The organism is Pleomorphomonas carboxyditropha (assembly GCF_002770725.1).
Lineage (GTDB): Bacteria > Pseudomonadota > Alphaproteobacteria > Rhizobiales > Pleomorphomonadaceae > Pleomorphomonas > Pleomorphomonas carboxyditropha.
This window is the reverse complement of the sequence record NZ_NQVN01000013.1, coordinates 129,757-137,005: the sequence shown is the minus strand read 5'-3', so window position 1 is coordinate 137,005 and position 7,249 is coordinate 129,757. Positions and strand designations below refer to the sequence as shown.

At 66.7% G+C, this 7,249-nt stretch carries 6 protein-coding genes; all 6 read right to left on the bottom strand.

The window, feature by feature from the left end:
• Positions 1-376: IS110 family transposase (locus tag CJ014_RS17960; protein ID WP_165790888.1), on the bottom strand; the 376-nt coding region annotated here is incomplete at its 3' end.
• An 804-nt stretch (positions 377-1,180) separates the two neighbouring features.
• Positions 1,181-2,353: an aldose 1-epimerase family protein gene (locus CJ014_RS17955; RefSeq protein ID WP_100081868.1), complete on the bottom strand. Its 1,173-nt coding sequence runs from the start codon at positions 2,351-2,353 to the stop codon at positions 1,181-1,183.
• A 167-nt stretch (positions 2,354-2,520) separates the two neighbouring features.
• Positions 2,521-3,798, bottom strand: coding sequence for a D-tagatose-bisphosphate aldolase, class II, non-catalytic subunit (locus CJ014_RS17950; protein WP_100081867.1), 1,278 nt, complete (start codon positions 3,796-3,798; stop codon positions 2,521-2,523).
• 4 nt (positions 3,799-3,802) lie between these two features.
• Entirely contained in the window at positions 3,803-4,750 is a 948-nt protein-coding gene (locus CJ014_RS17945; protein WP_100081866.1) for a tagatose kinase, read from the bottom strand.
• Positions 4,750-5,721: an ABC transporter permease gene (locus CJ014_RS17940; protein ID WP_100081865.1), complete on the bottom strand. Its 972-nt coding sequence runs from the start codon at positions 5,719-5,721 to the stop codon at positions 4,750-4,752. The genes CJ014_RS17945 and CJ014_RS17940 overlap by 1 nt, the downstream gene beginning before the upstream one ends.
• On the bottom strand, positions 5,718-7,232 hold the full coding sequence (locus CJ014_RS17935; RefSeq protein WP_100081864.1) for a sugar ABC transporter ATP-binding protein: 1,515 nt from the start codon (positions 7,230-7,232) through the stop codon (positions 5,718-5,720). The genes CJ014_RS17940 and CJ014_RS17935 overlap by 4 nt, the downstream gene beginning before the upstream one ends.
• Positions 7,233-7,249: the final 17 nt, after the last annotated feature.

Below are 7,249 nucleotides of genomic sequence, written 5' to 3'. Positions count from 1 at the left end.
GCAGAAAGAGGGACAGCCGATCCCAGCGGTCCCGTCCGTAGCGGGCCAGCGCCTCGGCATCGAGAGCGTCGGTCTTGGCCAGGGTGCCGAAGGAGCGGATGAAAGCCTTGACCTTCAAGGCATCCACTCGATGACAGGCAATGCCGGCTGCCATCAGTTCGACCAGAAGGACATGCTCATGCCCGCCGGTTGGCTCGCAGACGGCGAGGTCGATCCGACCGAGGCTTTTGAGAAAGCGGCGGATGGCGGCGGCGGTATTGTCGATGACGCAAGGCTTCGGACTGGGTGAGGAGGAGCGAGCCTCAAAGACCGTCAGCGTGTCCTTGGAGACGTCGAAGCCCAGAACGATCTCGGGTGCCCTCTGCAAAAACGTCATGGTGTGCTATCCTTCCCAAGTTGGACCACCATGAGCTTCGGATTGTTCTCGGGCGTGGGTCTGGTCGGCAAGGGTCAGGCCCCGGAGGCCCCATCAACTCTCCAAGCGAATGATGGAAGATGGCAGGGAGCCTTGATGACAACGGGTGAAAATCCGATCCTCGCCCGGTCGCCTGCCACCGGCCTCTCCGGGGTCGTCAAACCAGCCGGAGAGGCCGCCTTCACCTTACCCCACCGCAAACGAACAATCCTCGCGCAGGCGAGGACCTCAGGCAGAACGAAGCTCGACGCGGATATAACGCTCCAGCAACGCTGGGGCGCCTGATACGGCCCTCATCGCCTTCTCGTCCCGAGGTCCTCGCCTTCGCGAGGATGACAATCTATGGGAAGCGATGCGCGCGGCGGCGACGGCGTGACAGGAACCGCGCCAGTGTGCCCGGGAATTTACCTCAGGCACCAGTGTGCCGACCTATCCGTTTGTTCCCCAATATAAAGCTGTCATCCTCGCGCAGGCGAGGACCTCGGGCAGAACAAAGCTCGACGCCGATATAGCGCTCCAGCAACGCTGGGGCGCCTGATACGCCCCTCATCCCCTTCTCGTCCCGAGGTCCTCGCCTTCGCGAGGATGACAATCCATGGGAGGCGAGGTGCTCGGCGATCACGGCGTGACGGGGACTGCGCCAGCGTGTCCGGGAGCTTGCCCCGGGTGCCCTGACCATCGGTTATCTGTCCTTTCGCACGTGAAAAAACCCTCCCCGCGGGGCGGCGCGGAGAGGGCATTGCGGCTAGCGGTCTTGTTGTTTTTTCAGGCTTTGGTCCGGCTGCGCAGAACCGGCTCGCCGTGGACGGCGACTTCGACGCCCTTTTTGAGCCTGTCGATGCGGGCGGCGCAGGCGTCGACGGCGGACTTGTCGGTCAGGAGATCGAAGTGCAGGCGGAAGCGGGCTTCGGCGCCCGGCTCCAGGGTCTTGAGCCGGCCGGCGGCCCGCTCGACCGGCAGCGGGTAGGGATAGTTGGAGCCCGGCTCGAGACCGGTGACATAGCCCTGCCTGTCGGTGTCGGTGTTCTTCCAGAGCGTGAAAGCCGGCATTTCCCCGACGTGATAGGCGACGGAAAAGCCGAGCGTTCCCGAGGCGTTGACCAGCGCCACCTCGGTGCGGCCGTCGGCGCCGGCCTTGAGCTCGCAGGCGTAGAGCATCTCGTCGAAGTCGCGCGTCGGTCCCCGGTAGCGGTCCCAGGTGGCGAGGTCCGGCTTGGCGGCGTCGTTGAACGGCGCCACCTGGGTGAACGGCCCGATGACGCGGGCGCCTTCCTCCAGCACCGGACGGCCGACGTTGGTGTGGTAGATCACCTCATAGGTGTGGGCATAGTCGGCGCGGTTGACCAGCCGGTCGTCGAGCGAGAAGCCGGTGTCGCCGGGCACGACGGTCAGCTCCGTCCAGGTCTCGAACTCGACGTTCTTGAACGCCTTCTCCTTGATCAGGCCGCTGAGGGTGATGCGATGCGGCGCCTCGCGCTCGATGCGCACCTCCACCTTGGAGGCCGGCGTGTTGCCGGCCCGGCCGTGCAGCGTATAGACCTTGTCGCCGTCGACCGTCGGATGGCCGCTCCACTCGTAGCCGCAGCGTACCATCAGCTCGTTGAAGCCTTCGAGCCAGCCGAGGCCGTTGCGCTCGCCGAGGCGGATGAACGAGGGATGCACCACCTCGTCGACCGGCGACGCCCAGCCGAAGCCGATGCCGTCGAGGCTCGCCCTCAGGATGCCCATGCCACGCGTCGGGATCACCGTCACCGCCAGCCGGCCGGACCGGATGGTGACGAGCGTGCTGCCTTCCTGCCGGCCGCCGTGCAGCGTCCTTTTCACGATTTCGAACGGCGCGCCGCTGTGGATTCCGAGCTCGCCGGAGGTGACCGACCAATCGGCGACCTCGAGCCCGCCGGCCGTATCGGTCAGCGTGAAGATGATGTCATCCTGCATGTTGCATGTCCCGTATTGCCGCCCAGAGCCTGACGCGAAACTCTACTGGGGCGGGCATCTAGCTTCGATTTCTGCGCTTCCGGTGCTCACGAACCTCAAGTTCGCTCCGCTCCGGTTCTCGAACTCATCGCTAACTGCCGCACCCCAGCGAGTTTCGCGCCAGGCTCTCAGAGGCAGGCCTTGAAATAGTCTTCGAGGACGAGGTCGACCATGGCGAGCGACAGCCCATGGGCTGTGGGCTCGACCCGGCCGCGCCGGACGCCCTCGTAGACACCGCGAACATACTGGCTGATCAGCGTCTCGGGTATTGTGGCGGTCCCGAACAGGGCGAGCAACTCGTCGGCCGCCCTGGCGATCTCCGGCTCCGGCCAGTAGTAGCGGATGCGGTCCGAATAGCTGAAGTGGCGCTGCAGTCGCTGCTCGTCCTCCGTGCCGAAGTAATATTTGGCCCAGTTGTCGGGGTGGGCGAGCATCACCCGCTCGAAGGTGGCCCTCAGCGTCTCCTTGCGGCGGCCGGCGTAGAGCACCTCGGCGATGTGGTCGAGGCCGTAGAGCGCCTCCCTGAGCGCGAACGTCAGGGCCGGGCCGACCTTCAGGATGGAGAAGCCGTTGTCGACCAGCGCCTTCAGCGCCTCCGGCGTCTGATAGTCGGTGGAATGCGCCTCGAACACGAAGCCCTTGAGGTCGGCGAGCACGGCGGAGAGAGAAGCGGCCTTCTCCGCATCGAAGGCGACGACGTTGTGATTGCCGAACTCGACGCCCGGCTGCACCACGGCGCCGACCGCCCGCTCGAAGGCATCGGCGATGCCGGCCTTGGCGAACGCCTCCCGGTGGACGCGGATGGTCTCGCGCGCCGCCTCGGGCTTCGTCACCTCCAGCTCCTCGATCTCCTCCATGGCGCCGCCGGGGATCGGCACCTCGGTGCCGACGATGTAGACCGGCTTGACGGCGGCGTCCCTGGTCGCCGCCTCGGCGACGGCGGCCAGCGACGCCGCCCGCTCGGCGGTCAGCGCATCGGCCAGCGCCACCGGCTCGCCGGCGCAACCCATCGAGGTGTCGAGGTGGAGCTTGGTGAAGCCGGCCCTGGCGAAGGCGTCGATCATCACCCTGGCCTTGTCCATGGCCTCGCTGGCGGAGAGCTTCTTCCATGGGTTGGGGCCGAGGTGGTCGCCGCCGAGGATGACGCGATCGAACGGGAAGCCGACTTTCCTGGCGATGGTCTCGACGAAGTCGCGGAAATCGCCCGGCGTCATGCCGGTGTAGCCGCCGTCCTGGTTGACCTGGTTGCAGGTGGCTTCGATCAGCACCGGCAGGTCGAGCTTGGCGGCGTGCCGCATGGCCGCCTCGATCACCACCGGGTGGGCCGAGCAGATCGACGGGATGCCGCGCAAGCCGGACGTGCGGAAGCGCCAGGTGGAAATGTCGCTGAGCGGATTGATGGACATGTCTTCAGCTCCTTTGTTCGGCGATCAGCGCGTCGAGCTCGGCGCGCGTCGAGGCGCCCTCCATCGGGCCGGAGCGGGTGACGGCCCTGGCGCCGGCGGCGTTGGCATAGCGGAGCGCCGTTTCGGGGTCGGCGCCGCCCAGCCAGAAGGTGACGAAGGTGGCGCCGAAGCAGTCGCCGGCGCCGGTGGGATCGACTTCCGTCACCCGGAAGCCCGGCAGGCTGATCTCGCGGGTGGCGTCGACATAGCTGGCGCCGGCCGCGCCGCGCTTCAGCACCACCGCCTTGACGCCGCTCTTCAGGAGGTTGGCGATGGCTTCCGCCTCGCTGTCGGCCGGCGAGAACAGGAACAGCTCCTCGCCGCTCGGCAGGAACAGGTCGGTCTCGGCCAGCACGGTGGCGAGCGCCTCGCGCATGCCGGGGCTGTTGAGGATCTCGGCGCGGAGGTTGGGGTCGAACGACACCGTGCCGCCGTTCTCCTTGATGGTCCGCGTCGCCTTGAGCACGGCGTCGACCACGCTCGGCGCGTAGAGCGACGAGCCCATGACGTGCATGTGGGTGCAGCTCTCGACAAGGTCGGCGGCAGGGCCCTTCAGCTCGATCGTGCCGCAGGCGCTGTGGCGGATGTTGAAGACGAAGTTGCGGCCGCCGTCCTCGCGGTAGCGCACGAAGGCGCTGCCGGTGGTGCCGAGCGGATCGACCTCGATGCCGGAGACGTCGACGCCGTCGCGCTTCAGCCGGTCGAGATTGACGTGGCCGAAGTCGTCGTCGCCGACCCGCGAGATGATCGCCGCCGCCTGTCCGAGCTTGCCGACCTGGTCGATGAAGATGGCCGGCGCGCCCGAGGGGAACGGGCCGATCAGCTTGACCGGCTCGCGAAAGCCGTCGCCGCGCTCGGTGGCGACGATTTCCACCAGCACCTCGCCGATGGTGAGAACCTTGCTCTGACGCATTATCGCTTGGCCCGCTTGGAACGAACGTCGAGCCAGACGGCCAGCAGAATGACCAAGCCCTTGACGATCAACTGATAGAAGTAGGGAACGGACAGCATGTTCATGCCGTTGTTCATGATGCCGATGATCAGCGCGCCGATCAGCGTGCCGATCATGGTGCCGACGCCGCCGGCGAGGCTGGTGCCGCCGAGCACCGCCGCCGCGATGGCGTCGAGCTCGTAGCTGGTGCCGGCGTTGGTCTGCGCCGAGTAGAGGCGCGACGACAGGAGGATGCCGGAGATCGCCGCCATGATGCCGGAGATCATGAAGATGGTGATCTTGACCCGGTCGACCTTGATGCCGGAGTAGACGGCCGCCTCGCGGTTGCCGCCGGTCAGATAGGCCCGGCGGCCGAAGGTGGTCTTCGACAAGAGCACGTGGTTGAAGACGAACAGAACGACCACGATCCAGATGATGATCGGCAGGCCGACGAAGCTCTCGGCGCCGATAGCGATCCAGGTCGGGTTCTCGATCATCGCCGGCGCGCCGTTGGTCGGCAGGCTGACGAGGCCGCGGAAGATGCCCATGGTCGCCACCGTCACGATGAACGACGGCAGTCCGAGCTTGGCGGTGAGCACGCCGTTGGCAAGGCCCATCGCTGCGCCGGCCAAGAGCGTCAGGACCAGCGTCGGCATGAAGCCGAAGCCGGCGAGGAAGGCCTGCGCGGCGGCCATGCCGGCGACGGCGATGATCGAGCCGATGGAGAGGTCGATCTCGCCGAGCAGGATCACCCAGGTCATGCCGAAGGCGGCGATGGCGATCACCGCGATCTGCTGCAAGACGTTCATGAAGTTGGCGACCGTCATGAAGCGCGGGTTCATCACCGAGAAGATGATGCAGAGGACGACCAGGGAGACCAGGATGCCGCCATACTGCCGGAGCAGCTTGGCATAGGGCTTCTGGGCGGCGGTTACGTGTTTCTCATCGCTCATGACGTGATACCTGTCGCGTGGGCCATGACCGCTTCGGGGGTGGCGCCGCCGGAGAGCGTGGCGCTGAGCCGGCCCTCGTGCATGACGACGAGGCGATCGCTCATCCCGAGGACTTCCGGCAGCTCGGAGGACACCAGCAGGATCGCCGTGCCCTCGGCCGCCAGCTGGCGGATGATCTTGTAGATTTCGAACTTGGCGCCGACGTCGACGCCGCGCGTCGGTTCGTCGAGGATCAGGATGCGCGGCTGGGTCAACAGCCACTTGGCGAGCACCGCCTTCTGCTGGTTGCCGCCCGACAGCGAGCCGACCGGCGTGTCGACCGACGCCGTCTTGATGGTCAGCCGGCTTACTTCTTCCCTCGCCGCCCTGCGCTCCGCGCGGTTGCGCATGAAGCCGAGCGCCGCGGCGAAGCGGCCGAGCGCCGCCATCGAGATGTTCCACTCGACGCTGTGGGCGAGGACGAGGCCCTCTTCCTTGCGGTTCTCGGTGACGAAGGCGATCCGGCGGCCGATGGCGTCGACCGGCGAGGCGATGGTCGCCGGCTCACCGTCGATGCGGATGCTGCCGGAGGCGGCCTTCATGCCGAACAGCGCGTTCATCACCTCCGAGCGGCCGGAGCCGATCAGGCCGAAGAAGCCGAGGATCTCGCCCTTCCTGACCTCGAAGGACACGCCCTCGAACTCGCCGTCGCGGCTGAGCCCTTCGACGGACAGGATCGGCGCCTCGCTGTCGGCCGGCGCGGCGCCGAGCCGCGGCGGATAGATCTCGTCCATCTTGCGCCCGACCATCATGGCGATCAGCTCGTCGATGGTGACGTTCTCGCGCTGGCGGGTGGCGATGTATTCGCCGTCGCGGACGACGGTGATGTCGTCGGAAAGCCGCATGATCTCTTCCATGCGGTGCGAGATGTAGATGACGGCGACGCCCTTGGCCTTGAGGCGGCCGATGATCGAGAACAGGATTTCCGTCTCGGCGTCGGTCAGCGACGAGGTCGGCTCGTCGAGGATGACGAGGCGCGGGTCGGGGATCGACAGCCCCTTGGCGATCTCGACCAGCTGGCGCTGGGCCATGGAGAGATGGCCGACCTTCTCGGAGACGTCGATCGGCAGGCCGAGGTCGCGGACGATCTCGGCGGCGCGGCGTTCGAGCGCCTGGTCGTTGATGAAGCCGTAGACCGACGGCTCGCGCGTCGCCAGGATGTTCTCGGCCACCGTCATGTTGTTGCAGAGGCTGAGTTCCTGGAAGACGATGGTGAGGCCGCGGGCGGCCGCCTGCTGCGGGTTCTCCGGCTTGTAGGGAGCGCCGCAGAACTCCACCTCGCCGGTCGTGGCGTGATAGACGCCGGCCAGGATCTTCATCAGCGTCGACTTGCCGGCGCCGTTCTCGCCGAGCAGCGTATGGACGCGGCCGGCGCGCACCTCAAGGTGCATGTTCTTCAGCGCGGCGACCGGGCCGAACAGCTTGGATACGTTGTTGATCTTGAGAATGACGTCGCTGGTCGCGGCCGACATGCCCGCCTCCTTTCCGA

What these genes read in the sequence shown, in the direction of transcription:
- CJ014_RS17955 (WP_100081868.1), bottom strand. Translation starts at nt 2,353, where the DNA reads ATGCAGGATGACATCATCTTCACGCTGACCGATACGGCCGGCGGGCTC.
- CJ014_RS17950 (WP_100081867.1), bottom strand. Translation starts at nt 3,798, where the DNA reads ATGTCCATCAATCCGCTCAGCGACATTTCCACCTGGCGCTTCCGCACG.
- CJ014_RS17945 (WP_100081866.1), bottom strand. Translation starts at nt 4,750, where the DNA reads ATGCGTCAGAGCAAGGTTCTCACCATCGGCGAGGTGCTGGTGGAAATC.
- CJ014_RS17940 (WP_100081865.1), bottom strand. Translation starts at nt 5,721, where the DNA reads ATGAGCGATGAGAAACACGTAACCGCCGCCCAGAAGCCCTATGCCAAG.
- CJ014_RS17935 (WP_100081864.1), bottom strand. Translation starts at nt 7,232, where the DNA reads ATGTCGGCCGCGACCAGCGACGTCATTCTCAAGATCAACAACGTATCC.